This is a genomic window from Microbacterium sp. TNHR37B, from assembly GCF_001620065.1.
Lineage (GTDB): Bacteria > Actinomycetota > Actinomycetes > Actinomycetales > Microbacteriaceae > Microbacterium.
The window spans coordinates 18,033-41,470 of the sequence record NZ_LQGV01000002.1 but is presented as its reverse complement, the minus strand read 5'-3'; the positions used below and the strand labels follow the sequence as shown (position 1 = coordinate 41,470).

The window sequence follows — 23,438 nt, the reverse complement described above, 5'->3', positions numbered from 1 at the left end:
GGTAGCCTCGATGTCATGGTGAGTCTGGAACAGCTTCCTACCGACGATGCGAGGTCGCGCGCTCTGTTGACCGAGTACTTCGGCATGCGCGGTGAGGCCTTCCCCGCGGGCCAGGTGTACCAACCCACATTTCCCGACACCGCGGCGTTCACTCCCCCGGCGGGTGTGTTCCTCGTCGTCGTCGACGACGAGGGGAACGATGTCGGATGCGGCGGAATCCGACGGTTGGCCGATACCGCGCAGGGAGCGCGCTACGAGCTCAAGCACCTCTATCTGCAGCCGCAGACCCGCGGTCGCGGCTGGGGGCACCTCCTGCTGACGGCCTTGGAGGATCAGGCCCGGGAATGGGGCGCCGCCGAGATGGTGCTCGACACTCATCACACCCTCACCGCCGCTGGCTCGCTCTACACGGCCCACGAGTACACGCCGATCGACGCGTACAACGACAACCCCAACGCGACGGTGTGGCTAGGCAAGACGCTCTGACGGCACCGCCCGATCGGACGCCTGCGACGGGCGTGATGCCGCCGTGGCGTACAACAGACTCGCCCCTGCCGCCGTGGCCGCTAGGCCTCTCGGAGGAGCTCGGCTCGGGCGTGCGCGGCGACCTCGCGGAAGCCCGGATCACGCGTCCCCGCGAGCAGAACCGCGAACACGGCCGCCCACGCTCTCGCGCGCGTCCAGGTCGCGGTGTCGTACCGCTCGCCCAGCGCGGTTCTCATCCGGACACGCCCGACCGCGGTGAACGCCGTCCACGCGATCGCCAGGTCGCACGCCGGGTCGCCGGCGCAGACGTCACCGAAGTCGAGGACGCCGGTCAGGCGTCCCCGCTCACCGACGAGGTTGCCGGGGTGAACATCGCCATGCACCCACACCGCGGCGCCGCGCCACGGCGGCGCCGCCACGCCGGCGCGCCAGAGATCGAGCAGACTCGGGTCGCCCGCGAGGAGCTCGCGCGTCCGCGCATCACGTTCGTGGAGCGCGATCCCGCGGTGAGGGTTGCGCGGCGCGTCCGCCGGGGCCGGCACGTGGAGCGCCGCCAGCGTCGCCGCGACGTCTCCGGCCGCGCCATCGCGCTCCCCGGGTGAGAGGTCGGCCAGGCGCGAACCGGGCAGCCACGGCACAATGCTCCATCGCCACGGGAACTCGTCCGTAGGAAGACCGACCGCGGCAGGCACCGGCGTGGGCACCGGCAATCGCGGTGAGAGCTCCGGCAGCCACCTCTGCTCATGGGTGATCAGGCCGGCGGCGGCCCTGCGCCGCGGAAGCCGCACCGCCCAGGTGTCCCCGAGCCGGAAGAGGTCGTTGTCCCAGCCGTGGGAGAACAGGCGCACCTCACCGACGAACGACGGGTGCTGCTCATCCACGAGACGGCGGACGTCATCCGCCGCCAGCCGGATCTCGGCTGCCGGTTCTGGCATCGTTCAGACCAAGGGAGTCTCGTGGAGCCCGGTGCGCAACTCCATCGGAAGATGTGCGAGGTCGTTGTGCGAGACGACCGTCCAGGGGCGGCCGGGGCGTTGGGACAGCACCGTCAGGCCGCAGTGGGCCTGGGTCAGGGTGAGCCACCGCCACGCCGGCGCGTCGAGCACCTCCCGCACGAACCAGGCGATGACGAAGTTGTGCGTGATGAGAAGTTCGTGGCCGCTCCACTTGCGCACGAGGAACTCGTCGACCGCGTCGGCCATCTGAGCGGCCCCCGCCTCTGACTCCGCCTCGGTCACTCCACCGAAGAACGGCTCGTAGACGCCGGGGGTGTCGGGGGTCATCGCCGTCGGAACGCAGTCGAACAGGAGCGCCGACGGCTCCGGCGAGACCGACGGAAGACGGTGCGCGACCGCGCGAGCCGTCTCGGCCGCGCGTTCGAGTGGCGAGTGACGCACGGCGGACAATGGCACCGCAGACAGGCGGTCGGCCAGCAGCTCGGCCTGCCGCCGACCGCGTGGTGACAGGGGTCCGTCTTCGAGGCCGTGCTCGGCGTCGAGGTGTTCGCCATGGCGCACCAGATAGAGATAGCGCGTCACAGGAGTCTCGATTCCGAACGGGGCGGGGGTTCCTCCACCCTACGTCACGGCACCGACGTCATCCCGAGCGGACGCATCACTCCGATGCGCGCGCGATCTCCGCCAAGTGGGTGCGACTGAGGCGCACGCCGACCCCCTGCATCATCTCCTCGACGTGCGCGACGGCGAAGACGTTCACGATGGGGGCGACGATCACGCGTTGAGCAAGGAGCCACGCGATGGCCACCGCTGCCGGAGGAACCGAGAGCTCCTCGCCGATGCGGTCGAGGACGCGGAGTGTCCGCGTCCCTCGCCGGTTCATCGCGGCGGCCAACTGCACGCCCCGCACGGAACTGCCGACGCGCTCTCGCGAGCGATGGGCGCCGGTGAGGTATCCGTGCTCGAGGGGTTGCGAGGAGGTGACGGCGATCCCCTGGGCACCGGCGACCAGTCGCAGGTCGCCGTCGAACTCGCGGGTGCGCAGGATGTTGTACGGGACGTCGAGCACCGTCATCCGCGGATAGCCCGCAGACGACATGATGCGCGCCTCCACGAGCTGTGACGCCGTGTGACCGAACGAGCCGATCGAGCGGACCTTCCCGGATTCGACGAGCCACTCCGCGGTCGCGAGCGTGTCCTCCAGGCGCGTGACCGAATCCGACGTGGCGTCGAGGTAGAGCAGATCGATGCGATCGGTCTGCAGCCTCGTCAGCGACGCCTCGACCGACCGGATGAGGTTGACAGGGCCGAGGCCGGGGTGGTCGGGATCCGTGCCGACGCGGACCCCCAGCACGACGTCGTCGCGCACCGCACGCGTGCTCATCCATTGCCCGATGATGTGCTCACTGCGGCCGGAACTGTAGCCGTCGGCCGTGTTGAGCGCGTTCCCTCCGCGTTCGGCGTAGGCGTCGAGGATCTCATGTGCGGCACCGGAGTCGACATGCCAGCCGAACTCGCTCCCGCCGAGGAAGAGCGGAAAGACGTCGAGGCCGCTCTCACCGAGCGGAACACGCAGACCGTGGCCGATACCCGGGCCCTGAACGGGGATGGGCGCGGATGGGTGCGCGGCGGACGGCGCCGTGACAGCAGGTGTAGACCCTGCTCCGAAGAAGCCCATATCGCGCACCCCCTTCGTCCTCGTGGAGACCCGTGGTACGCGCGAGATGCCCGACGAGCCGCGGAATCCCGGATGTTCACGCATCCCCGGATGCGTTACCTCCGAGAGTAGGCCAGGTGCGTGAGGCTTCCGCTCATTGCGGCGAACGGGCGGTAAACATTCCATAACGCTTTGGGTTGCCCCGGACGACGGATGCCCGCCCCTCACAGAGGAGGGACGGGCATCGGTCAGCGGGAGACTCAGCCTTCGGCGGGCGCGTCTCCGGGGCCTTCGCTCGCGGCGGCGGAGCCTTCCTGGTCGGCAGCCTCCTCGAGCACCGGCTCCAGCGACAGCTTGCCGCGGTCGTCGATCTTCGTGATGCGCACGAGCAGCTTCTGTCCGACACCGAGCACGTCCTCGACGTTCTCGACGCGCTTGCCGCCGGCGAGCTTGCGGACCTCGCTGACGTGCAGCAGGCCGTCCTTGCCGGGAAGGAGCGAGATGAACGCGCCGAACGTGGCGATCTTCACGACGGTGCCCAGGAACTGCTCGCCGACCTCCGGGTTGGTGGGGTTGGCGATCGCGTTGACCTGTGCACGGGCGGCCTCGGCCGAAGGACCGTCGGTCGCGCCGATGTAGACGGTGCCGTCCTCCTCGATGGAGATCTGCGCGCCCGTCTCGTCCTGGATCGCGTTGATCGTCTTGCCCTTGGGCCCGATGAGCTCACCGATCTTGTCGACGGGGATCTGGACGCTGATCACGCGCGGCGCGGTGGGAGCCATCTCGTCGGGACCGTCGATCGCGGCGTTCAGGACGTTCAGGATCGTGAGGCGCGCTTCCTTGGCCTGGGTCAGCGCGGCCGAGAGCACCGACGACGGGATGCCGTCGAGCTTGGTGTCGAGCTGGATCGCCGTGACGAACTCACTCGTTCCGGCGACCTTGAAGTCCATGTCGCCCAGCGCGTCCTCGGCGCCCAGGATGTCGGTGAGCGCCGCGTAGCGGGTCTGGCCGTCGACCTGGTCGGACACGAGGCCCATCGCGATACCGGCGACGGGAGCGCGCAGCGGCACACCCGCGTTCAGCAGCGACAGGGTGGATGCGCAGACGGAGCCCATCGACGTCGAGCCGTTGGAGCCGAGAGCCTCCGAGACCTGACGGATGGCGTAGGGGAACTCCTCGCGGCTGGGCAGCACCGGCACGAGCGCACGCTCGGCGAGGAAGCCGTGCCCGATCTCGCGACGCTTCGGCGACCCCACGCGACCGGTCTCACCGGTCGAGTAGGGCGGGAAGTTGTAGTGGTGCATGTAGCGCTTGCTCGTCACCGGCGACAGCGAGTCGATCTGCTGCTCCATCTTGAGCATGTTGAGCGTGGTGACGCCCAGGATCTGGGTCTCGCCACGCTGGAAGATCGCCGAGCCGTGGACGCGCGGGATGACCTGGACCTCCGCGTCGAGCGGTCGGATGTCGGCCAGGCCACGACCGTCGATACGCACACCCTCGGTGAGGATGCGGCTGCGGACGATGAGCTTCGTGACCGACTTGTACGCGGCGGAGAACTCCAACGTCGCCACGGCGGGGAGCTCCCCCGCCTCGACGGCGGCCAGCAGCTCGGCCTTGACGGCCTCCTTGATGGCGTCGTCGGCGTTCTGGCGCTCCTGCTTGTCGGCGATCTGGTACACCGGCACGAGCTGGTCGTACGCACGGCCCGCGACGAAGTCGTAGACCTCCTGGCTGTAGGCGGGGAAGACCGGGTAGGGCTGGATCTCCTTCGCGGCGGTGTTCGCCACGACGTTCTGAGCCGCAACCAGCTCCTTGATGAAGGGCTTGGCGGCCTCGAGGCCCTGGGCGACGATCTCTTCGCTGGGCTTGACGGCGCCAGCCTTGATGAGGTTCCAGCTGTGCTCGGTGGCCTCGGCCTCGACCATCATGATCGCGACGTCGCCGTCAGGCAGCACGCGACCGGCGACGATGAGGTCGAACACGGCCTCCTCGAGCTGGGTCACGGTCGGGAACGCGACCCACTGGTCGGCGTGCTCGCCGTGGCCCGGGATGAGCGCGAGACGCACACCGGCGATGGGGCCGGAGAACGGCAGGCCGGAGATCTGGGTCGACAGCGACGCGGCGTTGATCGCGAGGGCGTCGTAGAACTCGCCGGGGGCGATCGAGAGCACGGTGACGACGATCTGGACCTCGTTGCGGAGTCCGTCGACGAACGACGGGCGCAGCGGGCGATCGATCAGGCGGCAGACGAGGATCGCCTCGGTGGAGGGACGCCCCTCGCGGCGGAAGAACGAGCCAGGGATCTTGCCGGCGGCGTAGGAGCGCTCCTCGACGTCGACGGTCAGCGGGAAGAAGTCGAACCCTTCGCGCGGGTGCTTGCCGGCGCTGGTGGCCGACAGGAGCATCGTCTCTTCGTCGAGGTAGGCGGCCACGGCGCCCTGCGCCTGCTGGGCCAGCCGGCCGGTTTCGAACCGGATGGTGCGGGTGCCGAAGCGTCCGTTGTCGAGGACGGCTTCGGCGGCGGTGATTTCAGGACCTTCCAAGAGGTCTCTCCTTCTTTGTTTAGACTCGCACGCGCGTTTCGCGCACGAGATCGTGCGAAGGAGCAGGAACAGGCAGATCTCGACGCGCGACATGCCGCGGTATCGTCAGCACTGGCCACCAGTAGAAAGCCACCGTGCGAGACGGGAACCCACCACAGGGGACCAGCTTCCTGCCGGCCTGCTCCAGGGTCTCAACGGGGATGTTGAGAACTCGGTGTGTAGTTGCGATCGTGCCCCGCTCAGCGCAGATGCACGGGCAGCACGAAGGCAGCCCCCGTCAGCCTACCAGTCACCCTCTCCCCTGCGTATCGTGGGGGCATGAGCACTGACGACACCGCCGCGTCCGCGGCGTCCGATGACCTGAAGCGCAAGTTCAAGGAGGCGCTGGACAAGAAGAACGCCCAGCAGCGCAGCGGCGAGGCGCATCTCGACGGCGACTCCGCGGTGCACGGCACGCATGCCGCCGTCACCAAGCGCGAGTTCCGCCGCAAGAGCGGCTGAGCCGCACGCACACACGACGGCCCGGGAACCCTTGCGGTCCCGGGCCGTCGTCGCATCGGGGCCGCGTCTATTCGGCCTCGCCCGCGGCGCGGCGCCGGGCGCGCTCTTGCTTGAGTGCCGCTTCGTCGAGGGCGGCGCCCTCCAGCCCCTGCGTGCTGACCGCGCCCGTGTCGGACGACATCCCATCGTGGTGGTCGCCGGAGAGCGTGGACTCATCGAAGGGAGCGCGGCCCGAGAGCACCGCGCGGGCCTGCTCACGGTCGAACTGCTTGGTCCATGTCCCGATGAGCACCGTGGCGACGGCGTTTCCGGTGAAGTTCGTCAGCGCTCGCCCCTCTGACATGAACCGGTCGATGCCGACGATGACCCCGACACCGTTCACGAGGTCGGGGCGGTAAGCCTGGAGACCGGCGGCGAGAGTCGCCAGTCCCGCCCCCGTCACGCCCGCCGCGCCCTTGCTCGCGATGATCATGAAGACCAGGAGCCCGATCTGCTCGGGGATCGACATGGGCGCCCCCATCCCGGCGGCGATGAACAGCGACGCCATGGTGAGGTAGATGGCCGTCCCATCGAGGTTGAACGAGTAGCCGGTGGGCACCGTGATGCCCACGACCGGCTTGGAGACGCCCACGTGCTCCATCTTGGCGATCAGCCGCGGAAGGGCCGACTCGCTCGAGGAGGTTCCGACGATCAGGAGGTACTCACGGGCGAGGTACTTCATGAGGCTGAAGATGTTGATCCTCGCGACGAGCCACAGCAGGGTGCCGAGGACCCCGACGATGAAGACGATGCACGTGATGTAGAAGGCCACCATCAGGATGCTGAGACTGACGATCGCCGAGACTCCCGTCTTGCCGACCACGGCGGCGATCGCCCCGAACGCGCCGATGGGGGCGAGCCACAGGATCATCCCGAGGATGCGGAAGACGAGCGTCTGCAGCTGCTTCACCGCGAACATGATCGGCTCGCCCGTGCGGCCCAGCCCCTGCAGGGCGAAGCCGACCAGGAGCGCGATGAAGAGCACCTGGAGCACGCTCTCCCCCGTGAACGCGGAGAAGAACGTCACCGGGATGATGCCGAGCACGAACTCCGTGGTGGTCTTGGCCTCACCCAGCGAGTCGGCGTCGTAGGTGGCCGACTGCATGTTCAGGCCCTCGCCGGGATGGATGATGTTGCCGACGACGAGACCGATCGCCAGGGCGAACGTGGACATGACCATGAAGTACCCCAGCGCGAGACCGCCGATCTTGCCCACGGTGGCGGCTTTCGCGATCGATCCCACGCCCACCACGATCGTGCAGAAGATGATGGGCGCGATCATCATCTTGATGAGGCTCACGAACCCCTTCCCCAACGGCTCCAGGCCGACCGCGAACTCGGGCCAGACGAGGCCGACGGTAGCTCCGAGGATGACCGCGAGGATCACCGAGACATAGAGCCAGGTGTGCTTGTCCCAGGCCTGCTTGCCGCGGCGCCAGTTGTAGCCGGGGAGCCGGAAGGAGTTGGTGAGGGCCATGTGTGCCTCCGTGGGGTGAACGGTCGTTGTTCGGCGACACCGCCATCGGTGTCGGTCCGATCAGCGTCGCCGCGTCGCCTCCACGCGTCGATTTGTGGTCGTATTGGTCGCACACGAATCGATGCCGAGCAGTCGCAAGGGAGAGGCATGGCCAGGGATCGCGGACGCAGCGCAGCGTCGCAGGTGTTCCTTGCGCTCCTGGCGACCATGTCCGTGGTCGCCCTCCTCACCGCGGGGATCCTGCTCCTGGAGAGCCAGCGATCGGCCCGCGCCGAAGCCGAACGGGTCACCCAGGCGGTGGCGCAGACGATCGCCCACGCGCCCGAGGTGGTGAGAGCGCTCGCGGAGGATCGCGATATCGCCACCGCGCGGCTGCAGCCATTCGCTGCCGCGGTCATGTCAGACGCACGGGTCGACTTCGTCACCGTCATGGACGTCGACGGCATCAGGATCACCCACCGCGATCCCGACGAGATCGGGCGACGATACCTGGGCAGCATCCCCCCACGACCGGAGATGCTCACCGAGCAGTTCACCGGCACGCTCGGCCCCTCTCTGCGAACGATCGTCCCGGTGGAAGCCGACGGCACGCTGCGCGGATGGGTCTCGGTGGGGGTCACCGTCGACACGGTCGCCGCCTCCGTCCTGCCGCGTCTGGCGGCCGCGACGGGGATCGGGGCGGCGCTGGTGGCCGCCGGGATCGTCGGTGCGGTCCTCGCGCGGCGGGTCACACGTCGAGTGGCCGGCGACCTTCCCGCGGGCGCCATTCGCGACACTCTCGCCTCGGCAGAGTCCCTGCGCACACTCGGAGACGCCCTCCGGGCGCAGACGCACGAGCACGGCAACCGGCTGCACGCCGCGGTCGCCCTGCTAGAGCTCGGCCGGACCGACGAGGCGATCGAACTCCTCAGCGCGTCGGCGCAGCAGAGCCAATCGCTCGTCGACCGCGTGGCCGCGCGCACAGCCGGTGACGCCACCGTGGGGGCGCTCCTCCTCGGAAAGACGGCGCAAGCGGCCGAGCGGGGCATCGAGCTGGTCGTCGAGATCGCTCCCGACGCGCCCGCATCGGTGCTCGCGCCGGTCGATCAGGTGGCTCTGGTCGGGAATCTGCTCGACAACGCGCTGGACGCGGCGGCCAGCGCCCCGGCGCCGCGCTGGGTGCGGGTGCGGCTGGAGCGGACTGTCGACGACGACCTGCTCGTGGAGGTCGCCGACAGCGGACCCGGCGTGGCGGAGGCCCTCCGGGAGCGCGTGTTCGAACGCGGCTTCTCGACCAAGCCGGCCGGCGTCGAGGGCCGGGGCGTGGGCCTCGCGCTGGCGCGATCGGTCGTGGAGAGCGCCGGCGGAACCCTGGAACTCCTCCCGGGCGCTCCGACCACCTTCCGGGTGGTCCTCCCGACGGAGGCGACATGATCGACGTCCTCCTCGTCGACGACGAGGCCCTCACCCTGGAACTGCACCGGCATTATCTGGAGCGGCTGGAGGGGTTCCGCGTGGTCGGCGAGTGCACCGGGGCGCGCGCGGCCGTGACGGCTCTGCTGGGCGGCCCGCCGGTCGACCTCGTCCTGCTGGACATGACGATGCCGGACGGGACCGGGCTGGACGTCCTGCGTCATGTGAGGGCTCGAGGGAGCACCGTGGACGTCATCGCGGTGACGGGCGTGCGTGACGCCGACGCGGTCCGGCAGACCGTCGGGCTCGGTGTCGCGCAGTACCTGGTCAAGCCGGTGACCTTCGGCGTCTTCCGGGAGCGCCTGGAGCAGTACGCCGAGTATCACGCACGCTCACGGCTCTCCTCCGGCCCCTCGACGCAGGAGGAGATCGACGCTCTTCTGTCCGCCTCGCGTGCCACCGGGACGATCCGCGTGCCGAAAGGCCTGTCCGCCGACACCCTCGCGCGCGTCACCTCCGCCGTGCGCGAGGCCGGTCCGCTCTCGGCGTCGGAGGCTGCCACGCGCCTGGGCATCTCGCGAGTGTCGGCGCGCCGGTATCTCGAGCACCTCGCCGCCTCGGGGCGGGTTGAACGCGCCGCACGACACGGTGGGCAAGGCCGCCCCGAGACGGAGTACCGCTGGCGCTGAGCCGCGCGCGCATCCCCCACAATGGGGAGGTGACTGCACCCCGGATCGCGATGCCCGCCCGACTGTCCGATGCCGATGGTGCCGATGCACGAGTGGGTCTGGCCAATGCGATCTTCGACGATGTCGCCGAGCTCGTGCGGGCCGAGGACCTGGACGTGGTCGTCGTGCGCAGCGCCGACCTCGAGGGCTTCGACGGGCTGGTCCTCCCCGGCGGCGGCGACATCGACCCGGCCCGCTACGGCGGCGACCGCACGTCTGCCTGTTACGACGTGAATGCGGATCAGGACGCCCTCGACCTCGCGATCTTTCAGGACGCCCTGGACCGCGGACTTCCCGTCCTCGGAGTCTGCCGGGGTCTGCAGGTCATCAACGTGGCGCTCGGCGGGACGCTGATCGAGGATCTCGCTCCTTCCGGTGTCGCCCACGTGCCCTCGGCCCGGGCGAAGGGAGAACTGACCTGGAACTGGCACGACGTGGCGCTGGCCGCGCACTCACGCCTGCGGGCGGAACTGGCCGCGGAGCTGGTGTCGGTGGCCTCGGGTCACCATCAGGCCATCGGTGAACTGGGAGAGGGCCTGCACGTCGTGGCCGTCGCCCAGGACGGTGTGATCGAGGCGATCGAGCATGCGTCCGCACCCGTGCTGGCCGTGCAGTGGCACCCCGAGGCGGAGGGCACCACGCCGGCTCTGGCCGCGGCTCCCTTCGTCGTCTTCGCCGACCTCGTGCACGCGTACCGCATGACCGGGATCGCCTCCTGAGGGACCCCGGTCATCGCTGCGGCTCACGCGCTGCGGCTCACTCGCCGGCGAGACCGCCCAGCAGGTGCCCGAACGATCGGCCTTCGCCGAGGTAGCTCGCGGGATCGAAGGGGTCGGACGCGGTGGCCGGAGTGCGACGGGCGATCGCTTCGGCGAGCTCCCGCGCTCCCCGCTCCACGCGCGACGCGAGCGGGGCGACTTCGTCAGCGGCCGCTCCCCAGTCGCTCGAAGCCGCGAACACCCCCGTCGACACCGGCTCGGCGTGGAGATAGGTGAACAGCGGCCGGATCGCATAGTCGATCGCGAGCGAATGCCGCGCGGTTCCGGCGTTGGCACCGATCAGCACGGGCGTGCCGGTGAGGGCGTCGGGGTCGAGCACATCGATGAACGACTTGAACAGGCCCGAGTAACTCGTCGAGAAGATCGGCGTGACCGCGATGACCGCATCTGCCGAGACGACGGCGTTGATCGCCGACTCCAGCGCGGGCGGAGCGAACCCGGTGAGCAGGTTGTTCGTGATGTCGTGGGCGAGATCGCGCAGCTCGATCGTGTCGACGACCGCCTCCACCGGCGCACCGTCGGGCCCCGTCGTCTCGGACAACGCCTTGAGTGTGGCGGCCGCAAGACGATCAGCGAGCATCCTGGTCGATGAGGGGTTGGACAGTCCGGCCGAGATCACCGCGATGCGCCGCGCCCGCGGCGTGCTCTGCGCGCTCATCGAGCACTGCCCAGACCGAACGCCGCGCCCGCGGGGGCCGGCGTGTCCTGGTAGGGAGACGGACCGCTGAGGTTGTCGCCGCGGTTCGCGCGAGGGCGGGCTTCCCGCGCGGGGCCGTCGCCGTACAGCTCCCGCACGCGAGCGGCGTGGGTGGGCGCGGCCGGGACGGCAGCCGGGCGATCCGTGGCGAACTCCCGACGCAGCGCCGGAACCACCTCGCCGCCCAGGAAGTCGAGCTGCTCGAGCACCGTCTTGAGCGGGAGCCCGGCGTGGTCGACGAGGAAGAGCTGGCGCTGGTAGTCGCCGAAGAGCTCACGCATCCCGGCGTAGCGATCGATCACCTGCTGCGGCGAGCCGACGGTGAGCGGAGTCATCTCCGAGAAGTCTTCGAGCGAGGGGCCGTGTCCGTACACCGGGGCGTTGTCGAAGTACGGGCGGAACTGCGACACGGCATCCTGAGAGTTCTTGGCCATGAACGCCTGGCCACCTAGGCCCACGATCGCCGTCTCCGGTCCGCCGTGGCCGTAGTGCTCCCAGCGCTGGCGGTAGAGGGTGATGAGGCGCTGGTAGTGCTCAGCGGGCCAGAAGATGTTGTTGGCGAAGAAACCGTCGCCGTAGTACGCCGCTTGCTCGGCGATCTCCGGGGTGCGGATGGACCCGTGCCAGACGAACGGTGCAACGCCGTCCAGCGGGCGCGGAGTGGAGGTGAATCCCTGCAACGACGTGCGGAACTTGCCCTCCCAGTCCACGACGTCTTCGTGCCAGAGCTTGTGGAGGAGCGCGTAGTTCTCCACCGACAGGGGCAGCCCCTGGCGGATGTCCTTGCCGAACCACGGGTAGACCGGCCCGGTGTTGCCGCGGCCGAGCATGAGGTCCATGCGTCCGCCGGACAGGTGCTGGAGCATCGCATAGTCTTCGGCGATCTTCACCGGATCGTTCGTCGTGATGAGCGTGGTCGCCGTGGAGAGCACGAGGCGCTCGGTCTGGGCGGCGATGTAGGCCAGGGTCGTCGTGGGAGAGCTCGACCAGAAGGGCGGGTTGTGGTGCTCTCCGAGGGCGAAGACGTCCAGGCCCACGGCCTCGGCGTGCTTCGCGATCTCGACGGTCGCCCGGATCCGCTCGGCCTCGCTCGGGGTGTGCCCCGTCGTGGGATCCTGCGTGATGTCACTGACGGTGAAGATTCCGAACTGCATTCCCGAGGTGTCGGGGGTGTTCTCGCTCATGGTTCCACTCTCTGGACGCATCGCGCCCGTTTCATGCAGATGAATGTATCTGATGAAACGCAACGCCGTCCACAGTATTCCCGACGTCGCGCTCCCCCTCGACGGGGCAGGTGACGGCGCTCAGTACCGGCCGTAGTACCGCTTGCCCGCGTGGGTGGTCCCGAGCAGGTCGCTCACGGTCACCAGCGTGAAGCCCTTCTTGCGCAGCGCCGAGACGACGTGCGGAACCGCGTCGACGGTGTCGGCGTGGATGTCGTGCATGAGGATGATCGCTCCTCGTTTGGCCTTCTTCGCGGCAGCGATGATCTTCTTCGGAGAGTGGTTCTCCCAATCGCGGGTGTCGATGCTCCAGAGCACCTCGGCGTATCCTTCGCCGCGCGCCAGCGCATCCAACTTCTTGTCGCGGGCGCCATACGGAGGGCGGAGAAGGTCGGGGGCGCGCCCCGTGGCCTTCTCGATGGCACGTGACGTTCGCCGCACCTGCGAGAGGGCATCCTGCGGGTCGAGCCTGGTGAGATCGGGGTGCGACCAGCTGTGATTCCCGATCTCGTGCCCGTCCGCGGCGATGCGACGGAGGATCTTCGGATACGCCTGCGCCTGCGTTCCGAGCACGAAGAAGGTGGCCCGGACGTCCTCGCGTTCGAGAATGTCGAGCAGCCGCGGCGTCGTCCGCCCCGACGGACCGTCGTCGAAGGTCAGCGCGACGCACTTGACGGCCCGGCAGTCGACCTTCTCGGGTGCCGGGGGCGGCTCCGGCGCCGCTTCGAGCGGCTGCGGCCGCAGGGTCGCCTCGCGGGCGGCCTTCCCCGGCCCGGTCAGCGACGACTCCGCCACCGGCACGGCGAACGCGGGAGCACCCTCCGCCCCCGCCGCCACGTCGTACTCGTCGAACTGGAGGATGAGGTCTCCGGTCGCCGTGAACCCGACTGCCGGGTCACCGGAGCGGAGGATGCTCTGTGCGCTCACCAGGTCGGGCTGGGCGACGTAGCGTCGGAGCTGCGCGAGGACGTCGTCGATCACCGTGTCGTGGTCTTCCGGGCGGACGAGATCACGCCACCCCAGCAGACGGTCATCCGCCGCGTCGTACCAGACGGAGCGCTCGCGCACCGCGGTGCTGGCGCCCGGGGAGACGATCGAGGAGATCAGGAATCCCACGATCCGGGGCGCGGAGCCGAGGGTGCGCCAGCTCACATTGACTGAGCCACGCGAGGCGGCCCCGCCGGCGGAGATGGTGTCCACGACATCACGCGTATCCTGTTCGCGCACCTCGCGCAGCCGCTCGTTGAGCCGGTGATACCCCTCGATCTGCGGGATGACGGTGTAGACGAGCGAGCCATTGTCACCGTCGGTGAGGGTGCGCAGCCCCGGAATCGAGACGCTGTCCGCGCTTCGGAACTCCACGACCGGTCGCTCGGGGAGAGCGGATGATGCCTCCGACGCGAGGGGGGTCGGGGTCACGGACGCCGGCTCCGCGACGCACGCCGTCAGAAGGAGGGACAGCGCCGCGGCGAACACGAACAACGGGCGACGCACACTCACTCTTCGAGGCTAACCGCCTCTCGCCCGGCCGACCGACATGGCACGGCGACGACGAGCGATGTTCAGCGAACGCGCGGCGGGCAGCAAACGACGAAGGCCGCCCCCACACCAGGGGGCGGCCTTCCCAGAAGTTTAGAGCGATTGAACGCTGGCGACGATGCCTTAGCGGCGGAGTCCGAGACGCTCGATCAGCGCACGGTAGCGCTCGATGTCGACATCCTGGAGGTAGCCGAGCAGACGACGGCGCTGACCGACGAGCAGGAACAGCCCACGACGCGAGTGGTGGTCGTGCTTGTGCTCCTTGAGGTGCTCGGTCAGGTCCTTGATGCGCTGCGTCAGCATCGCGACCTGCACCTCGGGGGATCCGGTGTCACCGGGGTGCGTCGCGTACTCTTCGATGATCGCCTTCTTGACCTCTGCATCCAGTGCCATAGGTGATCCCCTCTCTCTTCGTTGCGCGGCGCCCGACGCCTGATGCGCGAGCTCTCTTTATCCGCGGCCGATCGAACGGCAACCTGAAGAGTCTAGCAGTGCGCGGGCCGCCTCCGCGCCCGCCTCATCCGCTCGGACCGGCCGTAGGCTCGAGGGGTGCAGCTCGAGGTCCATGTGAAACCGGGAAGCCGGAAAGGCCCCCTCGTCGACGACACCGGCGACGTCCTCGTCGTCTACGTGCGTGAGCGCGCGGTGGACGGAGCGGCCAACGAGGGAGTGGTCCGCGTCGTGGCCGAGCACTTCGGCGTTGCGCCGCGGCGGGTGACCATCCTGCGCGGGCACACCTCGCGACGCAAACGTCTGGAGCTCGCCGACTGATGGCGCGCCTGCGCCGCGACGCGTTCCTGGATCTCAGCCCCTTCCGCGCCAGCCCCGCATTCACCCGGATGTGGATCGGCTCCACCCTCGCTGGGCTGGGGGGTCAGCTGACGGTCGTCGCCGTCATGCTGCACATGTTCGCGCTGACGGGGTCGACCTTCGCCGTGGCGATGATCGCCGTGGCCGGACTCGTGCCGATGATCCTCGCCGGCCTCTACGGCGGAATGCTCGCCGACGCCTTCGACCGTCGCCGCGTGGCGCTCCTGGCGGCCTCGGTCACCTTCGCCTCGACGGCGGGACTTGCCGTCCTGGCCTGGAACGGCGTCGAGTCGGTGTGGTGGCTGTACGCCCTGACGATGGTCAACTCGGCGGCGAATTCGATCGTCATGGCCGCCCGCCAATCGATCATCCCGCGCCTCCTCCCCCGCGAGCTGCTCCCGGCGGCCTCCGCGCTCGGCGGAATCACCATGGGACTGATGGTCATGGGAGGCCCCGCGCTCGCCGGTGTCCTGGTGGCGCTGACCGGTTACGCGTGGACCTACTCGATCGACGTCCTCCTCATGCTCGCGAACTTCGCGGGCCTGTGGGCGCTCCCAGCGATCCGCCCCGAAGGAGAGATCGTCCGCCCCGGCCTGGCGTCCCTCCGCGATGGATGGCGATTCCTCCGTCGCGCCTCCAACATCCGACTGCAGTTCCTCCTCGACATCGTGGCGATGACGTTCGGCCAGCCCATCGCCCTCTTCCCGGCGCTCGGCGCGGTGCTGCTGGGAGGAGGCCCGATCACGACCGGACTGCTCACCGCCGCGATCGCCGCGGGGGCGTTCCTCTCGAGCGTGTTCTCGGGGCCGGTCGCCCGTGTTCGTCGCCACGGCCTGGGCATCGAGCGCGCCATCATCGGCTACGGCATCGCGATCGGCGTGTTCGGTGCGACCCTCGTGCTCGGTGCGGCGGGAGCCTTCGCGACGGGACCGGTAGACGAGCGACACCCCAACGTCGTCGTCATCGCGCTGTCGATGCTCGCCCTGGCGGCCGCCGGCGCCTGCGACAACGTCAGTTCGATCTTCCGCAACACGATGGTCCAGGCGGCGGTCCCCGATGCCATGCGCGGGCGACTCCAGGGCATCTTCATCGTCGTGGTCGCCGGCGGGCCGCGCGTCGGGGCGCTGTACGCGGGAACGCTCGCGACGGTCGCAGCGCTGTGGGTGCCGCCGCTGCTGGGCGGCGTGGCGATCATCGGCATCGTGGCCCTCGCCGCCCGACTCAGCCCGCGATTCCGTCAGTACGACGCCGAACACCCCGAGCCCTGAGGCGTGCGCCGCGGATGTCGCCGCACGCCCCCGACGGGGTCAGTAGACCGACGGCACGCCGAGATACTCCTCGAGGGTCAGCTTCTTGGCGTACAGGTGCGACGCCACCTCCACACCGACGTACCTGAGATGCCACGGCTCGTAGGCGTACCCCGTGACACCGGTCTTGCCGCGCGGGTAACGGACGATGAAGCCGTACGTGTGGGCGTTGCGTGCGACCCACTTTCCCGCCGCGGTGTCGCCCCACGACTGCGAGATCGAGTTGACGTCGATCGCCAGACCCGATTGATGCTCGCTGTGACCGGGGCGCGCGGAGCGCAGCTGCGCGGTGGCGAAGCCGTACTGGCGCACTTTGGCGGCATAGACGGACTTCTGGGACGCGTACGAGCGGAAGCCCGAGATGATACGCAACGGCACTCCGGCCTTTCGGGCGGCTGCCTTCATCTTCGCGAACGCCGAAGTGAGTTCGGGACGCAGGCCGTTGCCGAATGTCGATGGCAGAGGCAACGATTTGTTGACGATGAGGATGCCCCGGATGTAGGTGGGCGTGGCGGGCGCGACAGTGGTCACGCGGGGCGAGCCGGCCGCGCGCCATTGCGTCGCCGTGACCGGGGTGAGGTAGCCGCGGAACCGATGGAAGATCTGCCGACCGACGTCCAGACGGACGAACGAGTCGCCCGGGATCCGCGGCCTCAGCGCCAGGCGGGGCGAACCCGCGGCCGTGTACTGCGCCGACGACAAGCGGACCACCTGGTCGACGGCGGAGTCGTTCTTCTTGTGGGGCCACGTGACGAGGGCGTACGGGCCCGACCACCTCGTCTTGACGTACACGGTCGGAGCGACGGCGACCCGCGGAGAGCCCGCGTTCTTGTACTGCGCGCTCGACAGTGCCCGTCGGGACCCGTCCGGGGCCACGAAAGACACGCTCTTGCTCCACTTCAGCCGGTAGTACCCGCCGTAGACGGTCTTCGCCGCCGGCTTGCCGGCGGCGGCGTACTCGCGAGCGGTGAGCTTGTGGCCCTTTCCGTCCGGCGTGCGCACGTAGCGGTCAGAGCCGCTGGATGCGTAGCGGAAGTACGTCGAGGTCGGCACCTCGGCGACGGTCGTCACGCGGGGCTTGCCGGCGCTGGCGTACTGGGCGGTCGTGAGGGTCACGACACGATCGACCGCCCGGTCATCGGCACGGTGGGGAAAGGTCACGAGCGCGTACCGGGAGGACGACCACGCGGCCTTCACGTAACGGATGGGCGCGACCCGCGATGACGCTCCCGTCTTCTGCCACTGAGCCCTGCTGAGGGAGCGCACCGTGCCATCCGTCCACGACTGGTAGACCGCCCCGGTCACCCACGGCAGCGTGAAATACCCGTACACGCTCGGCGTCGGCGCCGTCGCCGTCGGGGCAGGGGTGGGCGTCGGCAGTGCTGTCGGCGTCGCTGCCGGACTGATGCTCGGCGACGGCGAAGGGACGCCGTCCTCCGCGACGGCGGTCTGGGGCACGACGGCGAGCGCCACGACCATCGCCGTGGCGATCGCCAGCGTGCGCAGAACGGAGGAGCGGGACATGAGTCGCTTCCCGGGCGCTCGGGCGCGCCCTGTGGTCGCGGAAAGACTACACGGGGCGGAGACCCGGCGACACGGCGACGGGGCGGGGGCCGAAGCCACCCACCCCGTCGGGACGCTCTGAGCGGCGTCGCTGTCAGGCCTGAAGCGATCCCTGAAGGTCGAGCGTGATCGTGACGTCCTTGCCCACGAGCACCCCACCGGTCTCCAGTGCGGCGTTCCACGTGAGACCGAAGTCCTCGCGGTTGATGACCGTCTTGGCGGTCGCGCCGGCCTTGTAGTTGCCCCACGGGTCGTTACCGAAGCCGCCGAACTCCAGCTCGAACGTGACGGGCTTGGTGACGCCGCGGATGGTCAGGTCGCCGTCGACGAGGAAGTCGCCGCCCTCGTAGCGCACACCGGTCGAGACGAACTCGAGCGTGGGGTAGGTCTCCGCGTCGAAGAAGTCGGCGGAGCGGAGGTGGTTGTCGCGGCCTTCGTCCTTCGTGTCGATCGACGCCACATCGACCGTGGCCTCGACGCGGGCCTCGAGCGGGTTCTCCGGAGCGATGATCGTGGCGCTCTTCACGGCGAACGTGCCCCGCACCTTGGAGATCATCATGTGGCGGACGCTGAAGGACACCTCGCTGTGGGAGGGGTCGAGCACCCACGTACCGGCCTTGTAGCCGGGGATGTCGATGGTGGCGGAAGCGGTGGATTCGGTCATTGGTTCTTGCCCTTCGTGACAGAGGTCGTGTGCGGGATGAAACGCGCGCCGACGCGATCTATTCCCATGCATGCAAAAAAACTCGCGACGACGGTTGCGGCTCCGTCATGGCCCCGCGGCAGACGCGAGGAGGGGGTGGTGCCGCGAGCACCACCCCCTCCTCAGCCAGCGTCGTCAGCCGACGGCCAGCAGGTCGATGATGAAGATCAGAGTCTTGCCGCCGAGGAAGTGGCTGCCGGCAGGACCGTATGCGAGGTGCGGCGGGATGACGAGTTCACGCCGGCCGCCGACCTTCATGCCCGGGATCCCGTCCTGCCAGCCCTGGATGAGACCACGGAGCGGGAACTGGATGCTCTCGCCTCGGCCCCACGAGGAGTCGAACTCTTCGCCGGAGTCGTACTCGACCCCCGCGTAGTGGACGGTGACGGTGTCGCCCGCGGCGGCCTCCGGGCCGTCTCCGACCATGATGTCGCGGATGACGAGCTCCGACGGTGCGGGGCCGGACGGGGCGTCGAACTCGGGCTTGGTGCGGTCGTCAGTCATCCCCCTATCCAAGCACGCCAGGAGCGGTCGACGGCGACGGGCGCCCCCTCTTGACAGCCCAGACGGGGCGCCGCGACAATGAGCGTAGGCCAACTCAGCGCCCGGGAGTCACGCAGGCATCGCCGCGGCACCGGGCGCTGAGTCCTTCTTCGGGACTTTCTCCTTCGTCCCGAATCCCCGCGGTCGTGGTCCGCGCGCGAGGGGGCTCCGACGACATGTCGCGGTCAGGGCCCAAGGAGGGTCGCCCGGGCAGCAACTGCGCGGGCGAGGTAGATCCGTTCGTCGTCGATCGCGCGTGGGTCTCGTCCCGTGATCGCGCGTTGGCGCGCCGCGGCCAGTGACGTCGACTCCCGGATGAACGCCTTCATGCGGGCGGAGCGGTCACCCGGCAGCGTGCGCGCCCAGGCGACCGCGGCCCGTCGGCCCCGGGCGGTGGCGAGCATGTCGCGCTCGCCGGGGCTGAACCACCCGGCGCTGACATAGTCGTCCAACCGCTCCCACGTGAGCCGTGACTCCTCTCGCCGAAGCAGGAGAACGCCGACGACGAAGGCGACGAACAACGGCACCTGGAGCGTCACGTACAGCGCGAAGAAGTCGGCGAAGACCGCGGAGCCGTTCCACAGCGCGTGGAGGACGATACCCCCGGTCATCCCCGCGATCCACGGACCGAGGGCAGCCGCCGGTCGCGCGCCCGCTCGCGCCGCGCGACCCAGGGCATAACCGGTGACCGACGTGAACATGACGTGGGCGAACGGCGAGAGGATCCCCCGTAGGGCGAACGTCGTCGTGATACCCCCGACTCCCCCTTCGAGAAGGCTCGTCGCGAAGTACAGGATGTTCTCCGTGAACGCGAACCCTGCGCCCACCAGTGCCCCGTAGACCACGCCGTCGACAGGACCGTCGAACGCTCGACGGCCGACGAGGAAGATGGCGAAGACCCCCAGCCCCTTGGCCGCCTCCTCCACGATGGGGGCCTGGATGACCGCCGAGAGGGCATCGGCACGCGCCGGGTCGATGACGCCGAGAGCGGGTGCCACGAGGAGGTCGACCAGGAGCGCGAGCCCGACGGCGATGACGGCGCCCCAGGCGACCGCCGCGATCTTGAGGCTGCGGGGCTCGGGCTCCCAGCGATCGACGAGGTGAACAGCGAACAGCACGCCCGTCAGAGGAAGGAGGGCAAGGATCATCCCCACCACCGAAGCCGCCACACCGAGGAAGGTCAGGAGGTAGGCCGCGAGGGCGAGGGCGGCGACGATGACGATCGCGAACAGCCAGAGCGGCGCGGAGCGTCCGCGTCGGGGCGGCGCGGGCGGCTGCACCGCCGCAGAAGGAGCCGACAGAGGAGGCGCTGCCGCGGGCAGGGGTGCCGGCGCGGCGTGAGGCGGCTGGGCCAGGGGGGACGGGAAGGCCATGCTGCTCAGCCTAGGCGTGGCGCCTCGGGTGGCACGGTCCTCGCGGCCGATGACACCGCGATCCGAGGCGATCAGCGCCGCACCGGCTAGCCTGGACTGATGCGCTTCGCCCACGTGACCTCGGCCGCGTCCGACGCTCCTCACCTCGCCATCGTGCGCAACGACGACGTCCTCCCCGTGGCCGGACTGTTCGATGGCGCCCCCGATGACCTCCAGTCGCTCATCGACGGTGGCGATGCGCTGCTTGATCGAGTGCGCGACGCAGCGGCCGCGGCGGAGGCGACGCGCGGCACTCCGCTCGCCGACGTGGGATGGACCTCCGCCGTCAGTCGCCCTCCCGTCGTCCTGGCCGTCGGGCTGAACTACGCCGCGCATTCCAGCGAACTCGGGTTGAAGGCAGACAAAGCCCCCACGGTCTTCGTCCTGTGGCCGGGCTCCCTCACGGGGCACGATGCCACGACGACCTGGCCCCGCACGCTGAGCGAGTCGGTGGACTACGAGGCCGAGCTCGGCGTGCTGATCGGGCGCCCCGCCAAGGACGTGTCCGAGGAGGATGCGCTGGCCCATGTGTGGGGATACACCGTGGTCAACGACATCACGGCGCGGGACATCCAGTTCTCGGAAGCTCAGTGGTCGCGGTGCAAGTCGTTCGACGGCTTCACCCCGACCGGTCCGGTGGTGGTCACTGCCGACGAGATCGACGACCCGCAGGACCTCCACATCTGGGCGGTCGTCGACGGGCAGACCGTGCAGGATGCCACGACGGGCCAGATGATCCGGTCCGTGGCCACGCTCGTGTCACATCTGTCGCAGTCGGCGACGCTCCTTCCCGGAACGCTCATCTCGACCGGCAGCCCCGGAGGCGCCGGATACTCCCGGGATCCGCAGATCTTCCTCCGCGACCGCTCGACCGTGACCGTCGGGATCGACGGCATCGGAGCGCTGACGACTCACTGCCGTATCGTCGGCTGACCGGGCCACCCGTCCTACGACGAGACGCCGGACCCGTGGGCCCGGCGTCTCGTGCAGACGGCGTCAGGGTTTCGTGCAGACGTCGTCAGGGGCAGGTGACGGTGGTGCCGTCGGTGAGCTCCCAGACGCCGGAACCGAGATCGGCGCACGCGTTCTGCCAGATGCCGACGCCCATCGCGATGAGGATGCCGACGACGATGAAACCGATGATGTAGAGCGCGGTGAAGATCCAGCCCAGGATGATCGCGACCTTCGCCGGGGTGTTCTCGACGCCGGCCGTCTTGCTCTGCGAGCGTGCCACATAGCCGAGGATCAGACCGATCACCGACGCGAAGAAGACGACCACGAGGGCCACGATGCCGAGGGTCTTGCCGGGAACCGGCGCATCCGGCCCCGGATACCCACCGGCGTTGTAGGCGGGCGCGGCAGGCGGCGCGTTGTAGGCGGGTGCCGCGGGCGGCGCGTTGTACGCGGGCGGGGTCTGCGGCTGCTGCGGATTCTGGGGATCGGTCATCGGTTCTCCTCGGGGGTCGTGCCGGTCGACCGGCAACGATGACGTTAGCGCCATCGGAAACCCGCGCGCAAAGGGGAGTCCGCGCACGGAGTGGGCGGCGCGGCGATCACTCCCGTCGCGCCCTCAGCCCTCGACGACGTTCTCGGCGGGCTGGACGATCGGAATCGCCTGCGTGATCGCCTCCAACCCCGACAGGCGGGCCGGCGACAACTGCTTGTCGACCTCTTCGCGCGTCATGAGTCCCGCCTCGACCACGAGGTCGCCGACGTTGCGGTGGGTCAGAAGCGCGGTCTTGGCCAGAGCCGCCGAGGCCGCGTAGCCGATGAACGGCGTGAGGGCGGTCACGACTCCCACCGAGGAGCCGACCATCGCGCCCAGACGGTCCCGGTTGGCGGTGATGCCGTCGACGCAGTTGAGGCGGAGGGTGCGCATACCGCGCCGCATCCAGGTGATCGACTGGAAGATCGAGTGGGCGATCACCGGCTCGAAGGCGTTCAGCTGGAGCTGGCCGCCCTCGACCGCCATCGTCACGGTGAGGTCGGCACCGGCGACGGCAAAGGCCACCTGATTGACCACCTCGGGGATGACGGGGTTGACCTTGCCCGGCATGATGCTGGACCCGGCTTGCTGCGCGGGCAGGTTGATCTCACCCAAGCCCGCCTGCGGCCCCGAGGAGAGCAGGCGCAGGTCGTTGCAGATCTTGGAGAGCTTGATGGCGTTGCGCTTGAGCGAGGACGAGAAGGACATGAACGATCCGGTGTCGCTCGTGGCCTCGACGAGGTCTGCCGCCGTCGCCAGGTCCAGGTCGGTGATCTCCCGCAGATGCCGCAGCACGGCGGCGGAGTACCCGGGGTGCGTCGTGATGCCCGTTCCGATCGCGGTGGCGCCCATGTTGATCTCGTAGAGGAGGTAGGCGTTCTCGGTGAGGCGCTGGTGGTCGTACCCGAGCGTCGTGGCAAAGCCGTGGAACTCCTGCCCGAGGGTCATGGGCACGGCGTCCTGGAGCTGGGTGCGGCCGATCTTGAGGACGTCGTGGAACTCGACAGCCTTGGCGAGGAACGACTGGCGCAGCAGGTCGAGCTCCTCCAGCAGTGTCTTGAGGTCAAGGCTCAGACCGATCTTCACGGCCGTCGGATAGACGTCGTTGGTCGACTGGCTCCGGTTGGTGTGATCGATCGGAGACAGGAACGCGTAGTCACCCTTGTCGCGCCCCGCCATCTCCAGGGCGATGTTGGTGATGACCTCGTTCGCGTTCATGTTCGTCGAGGTCCCCGCACCACCCTGGATCACCCCGACGACGAACTGGTCGTGGAACTCTCCGTCGATGACCCGCTGGGCGGCGCGATCGATGAGCTCGGCACGCTCGCCGTCGAGCACGCCGATCTCCCGGTTGGCGCGAGCCGAGGCCTGCTTGACCATCGCCAGCGCCGTGACGAGATCCTTGTACACGGATATGGGTCGTTGCGAGATCGGGAAGTTCTCGAGCGCTCGGGCGGTGTGGATCCCCCAATACGCGTCGGCGGGGATCTCCATCGATCCCAGGGAGTCGGTCTCGGTGCGAGTGCGCGTCATTGCGTCCTGAGCCATGGGTGGGAGTCCTTGTGGGTCTCGAAGGGTGGCGGAGTCCCTCCGAGCC

The 23,438-nt window shown here is 69.2% G+C and carries 23 protein-coding genes; 8 read left to right on the top strand and 15 right to left on the bottom strand.

What is annotated here, in order from left to right; genetic code table 11:
* The first annotated feature begins 15 nt into the window (after nucleotides 1-15).
* Nucleotides 16-486 carry a GNAT family N-acetyltransferase gene (locus tag AVP41_RS07790; protein ID WP_067162998.1) on the top strand — a complete coding sequence of 157 codons (471 nt, stop codon included), beginning with the start codon at nucleotides 16-18 and terminating at the stop codon, nucleotides 484-486.
* Nucleotides 487-566: 80 nt separating this feature from the next.
* Here AVP41_RS07790 and AVP41_RS07785 read toward each other — a convergent pair whose 3' ends face one another.
* The 4 genes from AVP41_RS07785 to AVP41_RS07770 all read right to left on the bottom strand — a co-directional run bounded on the left by AVP41_RS07785 (nucleotide 567) and on the right by AVP41_RS07770 (nucleotide 5,642).
* A complete protein-coding gene (locus AVP41_RS07785) occupies nucleotides 567-1,421 on the bottom strand; it encodes an aminoglycoside phosphotransferase family protein (protein ID WP_067162996.1) in 855 nt (284 codons plus the stop codon).
* A 3-nt stretch (nucleotides 1,422-1,424) separates the two neighbouring features.
* Nucleotides 1,425-2,024: a histidine phosphatase family protein gene (locus tag AVP41_RS07780; RefSeq protein WP_067162994.1), complete on the bottom strand. Its 600-nt coding sequence runs from the start codon at nucleotides 2,022-2,024 to the stop codon at nucleotides 1,425-1,427.
* A gap of 76 nt (nucleotides 2,025-2,100) precedes the next feature.
* Complete coding sequence (locus tag AVP41_RS07775; protein WP_067162992.1) at nucleotides 2,101-3,120, bottom strand: aldo/keto reductase; 1,020 nt, start codon at nucleotides 3,118-3,120, stop codon at nucleotides 2,101-2,103.
* 239 nt (nucleotides 3,121-3,359) lie between these two features.
* Nucleotides 3,360-5,642, bottom strand: coding sequence for a polyribonucleotide nucleotidyltransferase (locus AVP41_RS07770; protein WP_067162988.1), 2,283 nt, complete (start codon nucleotides 5,640-5,642; stop codon nucleotides 3,360-3,362).
* Nucleotides 5,643-5,960: 318 nt separating this feature from the next.
* Here AVP41_RS07770 and AVP41_RS07765 point away from each other — a divergent pair, with 318 nt between their 5' ends.
* On the top strand, nucleotides 5,961-6,143 hold the full coding sequence (locus AVP41_RS07765; protein WP_067162986.1) for a DUF5302 domain-containing protein: 183 nt from the start codon (nucleotides 5,961-5,963) through the stop codon (nucleotides 6,141-6,143).
* A 67-nt stretch (nucleotides 6,144-6,210) separates the two neighbouring features.
* On the opposite strand, the gene AVP41_RS07760 is transcribed toward AVP41_RS07765, so the two are convergent.
* Nucleotides 6,211-7,659 carry a cation:dicarboxylate symporter family transporter gene (locus tag AVP41_RS07760; RefSeq protein ID WP_067162984.1) on the bottom strand — a complete coding sequence of 483 codons (1,449 nt, stop codon included), beginning with the start codon at nucleotides 7,657-7,659 and terminating at the stop codon, nucleotides 6,211-6,213.
* 147 nt (nucleotides 7,660-7,806) lie between these two features.
* On the opposite strand from AVP41_RS07760, the gene AVP41_RS07755 reads away from it, so the two are divergent.
* The 3 genes from AVP41_RS07755 to AVP41_RS07745 are packed head-to-tail and all read left to right on the top strand — an operon-like array spanning nucleotide 7,807 to nucleotide 10,498.
* Nucleotides 7,807-9,072 (top strand): sensor histidine kinase, encoded by a 1,266-nt coding sequence (locus AVP41_RS07755; protein ID WP_067162981.1) that lies wholly within the window; start codon nucleotides 7,807-7,809, stop codon nucleotides 9,070-9,072.
* The gene (locus AVP41_RS07750; protein WP_067162980.1) at nucleotides 9,069-9,740 is read left to right on the top strand and encodes a response regulator; all 672 of its coding nucleotides are present in this window, start codon (nucleotides 9,069-9,071) and stop codon (nucleotides 9,738-9,740) included. Before AVP41_RS07755 ends, AVP41_RS07750 begins: the two co-directional genes overlap by 4 nt.
* Nucleotides 9,741-9,769: 29 nt before the next feature.
* Nucleotides 9,770-10,498 (top strand): gamma-glutamyl-gamma-aminobutyrate hydrolase family protein, encoded by a 729-nt coding sequence (locus AVP41_RS07745; protein WP_157532428.1) that lies wholly within the window; start codon nucleotides 9,770-9,772, stop codon nucleotides 10,496-10,498.
* A 37-nt stretch (nucleotides 10,499-10,535) separates the two neighbouring features.
* Here the strand turns inward: AVP41_RS07745 and AVP41_RS07740 are convergent, their stop codons facing one another.
* The 4 genes from AVP41_RS07740 to rpsO form a co-directional block, all read right to left on the bottom strand.
* Nucleotides 10,536-11,216 carry a CE1759 family FMN reductase gene (locus tag AVP41_RS07740; protein ID WP_067162975.1) on the bottom strand — a complete coding sequence of 227 codons (681 nt, stop codon included), beginning with the start codon at nucleotides 11,214-11,216 and terminating at the stop codon, nucleotides 10,536-10,538.
* The gene (locus AVP41_RS07735) at nucleotides 11,213-12,409 is read right to left on the bottom strand and encodes a CE1758 family FMN-dependent luciferase-like monooxygenase (RefSeq protein WP_442922785.1); all 1,197 of its coding nucleotides are present in this window, start codon (nucleotides 12,407-12,409) and stop codon (nucleotides 11,213-11,215) included. The genes AVP41_RS07740 and AVP41_RS07735 overlap by 4 nt, the downstream gene beginning before the upstream one ends.
* A gap of 150 nt (nucleotides 12,410-12,559) precedes the next feature.
* A complete protein-coding gene (locus AVP41_RS07730) occupies nucleotides 12,560-13,978 on the bottom strand; it encodes a polysaccharide deacetylase family protein (RefSeq protein WP_082829111.1) in 1,419 nt (472 codons plus the stop codon).
* A 162-nt stretch (nucleotides 13,979-14,140) separates the two neighbouring features.
* Complete coding sequence (rpsO, locus tag AVP41_RS07725) at nucleotides 14,141-14,410, bottom strand: 30S ribosomal protein S15 (RefSeq protein ID WP_067162967.1); 270 nt, start codon at nucleotides 14,408-14,410, stop codon at nucleotides 14,141-14,143.
* Nucleotides 14,411-14,566: 156 nt separating this feature from the next.
* Between rpsO and AVP41_RS07720 the strand changes: the two genes are divergently transcribed.
* Together AVP41_RS07720 and AVP41_RS07715 are read left to right on the top strand one after the other, a co-directional pair.
* Nucleotides 14,567-14,788: a DUF167 domain-containing protein gene (locus AVP41_RS07720; protein WP_067162965.1), complete on the top strand. Its 222-nt coding sequence runs from the start codon at nucleotides 14,567-14,569 to the stop codon at nucleotides 14,786-14,788.
* Nucleotides 14,788-16,095, top strand: coding sequence for an MFS transporter (locus AVP41_RS07715; protein ID WP_067162962.1), 1,308 nt, complete (start codon nucleotides 14,788-14,790; stop codon nucleotides 16,093-16,095). Before AVP41_RS07720 ends, AVP41_RS07715 begins: the two co-directional genes overlap by 1 nt.
* Before the next feature lie 39 nt (nucleotides 16,096-16,134).
* Here the strand turns inward: AVP41_RS07715 and AVP41_RS07710 are convergent, their stop codons facing one another.
* The 4 genes from AVP41_RS07710 to AVP41_RS07695 all read right to left on the bottom strand — a co-directional run bounded on the left by AVP41_RS07710 (nucleotide 16,135) and on the right by AVP41_RS07695 (nucleotide 20,316).
* On the bottom strand, nucleotides 16,135-17,658 hold the full coding sequence (locus tag AVP41_RS07710) for a M15 family metallopeptidase (RefSeq protein ID WP_067162960.1): 1,524 nt from the start codon (nucleotides 17,656-17,658) through the stop codon (nucleotides 16,135-16,137).
* A 133-nt stretch (nucleotides 17,659-17,791) separates the two neighbouring features.
* Nucleotides 17,792-18,361, bottom strand: coding sequence for a YceI family protein (locus tag AVP41_RS07705; RefSeq protein WP_067162957.1), 570 nt, complete (start codon nucleotides 18,359-18,361; stop codon nucleotides 17,792-17,794).
* A 174-nt stretch (nucleotides 18,362-18,535) separates the two neighbouring features.
* On the bottom strand, nucleotides 18,536-18,904 hold the full coding sequence (locus tag AVP41_RS07700; protein ID WP_067162955.1) for an FKBP-type peptidyl-prolyl cis-trans isomerase: 369 nt from the start codon (nucleotides 18,902-18,904) through the stop codon (nucleotides 18,536-18,538).
* A gap of 224 nt (nucleotides 18,905-19,128) precedes the next feature.
* On the bottom strand, nucleotides 19,129-20,316 hold the full coding sequence (locus tag AVP41_RS07695) for a PrsW family intramembrane metalloprotease (protein ID WP_067162953.1): 1,188 nt from the start codon (nucleotides 20,314-20,316) through the stop codon (nucleotides 19,129-19,131).
* Between the two features lie 99 nt (nucleotides 20,317-20,415).
* On the opposite strand from AVP41_RS07695, the gene AVP41_RS07690 reads away from it, so the two are divergent.
* Nucleotides 20,416-21,288 carry a fumarylacetoacetate hydrolase family protein gene (locus tag AVP41_RS07690; RefSeq protein ID WP_067162951.1) on the top strand — a complete coding sequence of 291 codons (873 nt, stop codon included), beginning with the start codon at nucleotides 20,416-20,418 and terminating at the stop codon, nucleotides 21,286-21,288.
* An 85-nt stretch (nucleotides 21,289-21,373) separates the two neighbouring features.
* Here the strand turns inward: AVP41_RS07690 and AVP41_RS07685 are convergent, their stop codons facing one another.
* Together AVP41_RS07685 and AVP41_RS07680 are read right to left on the bottom strand one after the other, a co-directional pair.
* Nucleotides 21,374-21,802 carry a DUF4190 domain-containing protein gene (locus AVP41_RS07685; protein WP_067162948.1) on the bottom strand — a complete coding sequence of 143 codons (429 nt, stop codon included), beginning with the start codon at nucleotides 21,800-21,802 and terminating at the stop codon, nucleotides 21,374-21,376.
* Nucleotides 21,803-21,925: 123 nt separating this feature from the next.
* A complete protein-coding gene (locus AVP41_RS07680; RefSeq protein ID WP_067162945.1) occupies nucleotides 21,926-23,389 on the bottom strand; it encodes an aspartate ammonia-lyase in 1,464 nt (487 codons plus the stop codon).
* Nucleotides 23,390-23,438: the final 49 nt, after the last annotated feature.

Excerpts from the sequence above, each read along its gene's own strand:
- AVP41_RS07755 (WP_067162981.1), top strand. The coding sequence starts at position 7,807 with ATGGCCAGGGATCGCGGACGCAGCGCAGCGTCGCAGGTGTTCCTTGCG.
- AVP41_RS07765 (WP_067162986.1), top strand. The coding sequence starts at position 5,961 with ATGAGCACTGACGACACCGCCGCGTCCGCGGCGTCCGATGACCTGAAG.
- AVP41_RS07705 (WP_067162957.1), bottom strand. The coding sequence starts at position 18,361 with ATGACCGAATCCACCGCTTCCGCCACCATCGACATCCCCGGCTACAAG.
- AVP41_RS07750 (WP_067162980.1), top strand. The coding sequence starts at position 9,069 with ATGATCGACGTCCTCCTCGTCGACGACGAGGCCCTCACCCTGGAACTG.
- AVP41_RS07690 (WP_067162951.1), top strand. The coding sequence starts at position 20,416 with ATGCGCTTCGCCCACGTGACCTCGGCCGCGTCCGACGCTCCTCACCTC.
- AVP41_RS07695 (WP_067162953.1), bottom strand. The coding sequence starts at position 20,316 with ATGGCCTTCCCGTCCCCCCTGGCCCAGCCGCCTCACGCCGCGCCGGCA.
- rpsO (WP_067162967.1), bottom strand. The coding sequence starts at position 14,410 with ATGGCACTGGATGCAGAGGTCAAGAAGGCGATCATCGAAGAGTACGCG.
- AVP41_RS07775 (WP_067162992.1), bottom strand. The coding sequence starts at position 3,120 with ATGGGCTTCTTCGGAGCAGGGTCTACACCTGCTGTCACGGCGCCGTCC.
- AVP41_RS07760 (WP_067162984.1), bottom strand. The coding sequence starts at position 7,659 with ATGGCCCTCACCAACTCCTTCCGGCTCCCCGGCTACAACTGGCGCCGC.
- AVP41_RS07740 (WP_067162975.1), bottom strand. The coding sequence starts at position 11,216 with ATGAGCGCGCAGAGCACGCCGCGGGCGCGGCGCATCGCGGTGATCTCG.
- AVP41_RS07715 (WP_067162962.1), top strand. The coding sequence starts at position 14,788 with ATGGCGCGCCTGCGCCGCGACGCGTTCCTGGATCTCAGCCCCTTCCGC.
- AVP41_RS07710 (WP_067162960.1), bottom strand. The coding sequence starts at position 17,658 with ATGTCCCGCTCCTCCGTTCTGCGCACGCTGGCGATCGCCACGGCGATG.
- AVP41_RS07785 (WP_067162996.1), bottom strand. The coding sequence starts at position 1,421 with ATGCCAGAACCGGCAGCCGAGATCCGGCTGGCGGCGGATGACGTCCGC.
- AVP41_RS07700 (WP_067162955.1), bottom strand. The coding sequence starts at position 18,904 with ATGACTGACGACCGCACCAAGCCCGAGTTCGACGCCCCGTCCGGCCCC.
- AVP41_RS07685 (WP_067162948.1), bottom strand. The coding sequence starts at position 21,802 with ATGACCGATCCCCAGAATCCGCAGCAGCCGCAGACCCCGCCCGCGTAC.
- AVP41_RS07735 (WP_442922785.1), bottom strand. The coding sequence starts at position 12,409 with ATGCAGTTCGGAATCTTCACCGTCAGTGACATCACGCAGGATCCCACG.
- AVP41_RS07790 (WP_067162998.1), top strand. The coding sequence starts at position 16 with ATGGTGAGTCTGGAACAGCTTCCTACCGACGATGCGAGGTCGCGCGCT.
- AVP41_RS07680 (WP_067162945.1), bottom strand. The coding sequence starts at position 23,389 with ATGGCTCAGGACGCAATGACGCGCACTCGCACCGAGACCGACTCCCTG.